At 62.2% G+C, this 1,573-nt stretch carries 1 protein-coding gene; it reads right to left on the reverse strand.

The window, feature by feature from the left end:
* Positions 1-324: 324 nt before the first annotated feature.
* On the reverse strand, positions 325-1,573 hold a 1,249-nt coding region (locus E0F99_RS29795; protein WP_130909132.1), incomplete at its 5' end, for a thioredoxin family protein.

Consider the following 1,573-nt stretch of genomic DNA (forward strand, 5'->3'; position numbering starts at 1 on the left):
CCCCCCCAAAACAGGCGGCGGCGAAAGGCGCGGTTTGGAGGGTGCCTGGGTTGGGCGGAGGGGCCAGGGCCGGTGGCGGGAGCATGACCGCGTCGTCAGAGGCGCCAAAGGAGAAGGCTGAGCTTGGGCCGACAAAGGCGGCGAAGGCAAGGGCCGGTAAGCACTTAAGCAGTTTCATTAAACTCACTCCAGAACACGGTTGAATGTGGGCGCTGGCTTGCCTGCGATAGCTGTGTAACTGTGCCAGATGAGTTGGCTGACTTGCCGCCATCGCAGGCAAGCCAACTCCCACATTTATTGGGTTTTCACGTCAAGATTGATGGGTCAGCCGAAGGTGAAGGCGTAAGCCGACACGTGCGGGTCGAGGAATTCGATGCTGAAGGTGCGGTCCTTCACGCCGCTGGGTTGGCGCACCAACTGGTACAAGCGCTGCTCGGTGACTGTGCCGCTGCCGTCCGACGCCACATCGGTGCCGTGGGCATCGACGGGGGCCTGGCCGTCAATCGTTACCTTGAAACGCACCGGCTTGCCATCGGCGCCCGGGCCCAGCACCAGGTGCAGGTCACGGGCGTGGAAACGGTAGACGATGCGCCCACCCGCGTGTTCGAGGGTCGCTTGCTGGCCGCCGACGTTCCATTGGCCTTCCAGGGTCCAATTGTTCAGGGCCAAGTGGCCGGCGGCCGGGTAATTCACTACCTTGTCGGTGCCCAGGGTCGCGGTGCTGACGAAGTTCTCCGCACGCTGGAAGCCCAGGTAGGTTTCCGGCGATTGCACGTCGGACATGTCCGGCGCTTGCTGCACGCCCTTGGCGGCGGCCTCGATCAACCCACCGGCAACGTTTTTCGACCCGGCTTCACGCAACAGCTGCTGGATCACCCGCTCCGACTCGGCGTAATCGCCTTCGCCAAAGTGGTGATAGCGGATCTGGCCCTTGGCATCGGCAAAATAATGCGCCGGCCAGTATTGGTTGTTGAACGCGCGCCAGATCTTGTAGTTGTTGTCGATAGCCACCGGGTAAGTAATGCCAAGGTCTTTCATCGCCTTGGTGACGTTGCCCACGTCGCGCTCAAAGGCGAATTCCGGGGCGTGTACGCCGATCACCACCAACCCTTGGTCTTTGTATTTCTCGGCCCAGGCTTTGACATACGGCAGGGTGCGCAGGCAGTTGATGCAGGAGTAGGTCCAAAAATCCACCAGCACCACTTTGCCTTTCAGCGCCTGGGCAGTCAGTGGCGGGCTGTTGAGCCATTGCACAGCGCCATCCAGCGACGGCAGCGTGCCTTCGATCGGCAGCGCGTCGTTGTGGTTGGCGGCCGCCATCATTGCGCCGCTGGCCATCATCGCTCCGCCCTTCTGCTCAGGCTTGGCGCTGAGTGTGTCCACCAGGCTTTGTTCCAGGCCACCAGTGGAGGCTGTCGACACGCGCGCCAGCACGCCGGTGTACAGGCCCAATGCGATGGCGGCCAAACCCGCCAGCATCAGCGCACCAAGGCCACGGCGCAGCCATTCACCGGCCCCGAGGGAATTTTTCACGAACACAAAGGCTTTACCGACGACCAGCAAGCCCAAGGCA

Origin of the sequence: Pseudomonas antarctica (assembly GCF_900624995.1) — a bacterium.
Lineage (GTDB): Bacteria > Pseudomonadota > Gammaproteobacteria > Pseudomonadales > Pseudomonadaceae > Aquipseudomonas > Aquipseudomonas antarctica.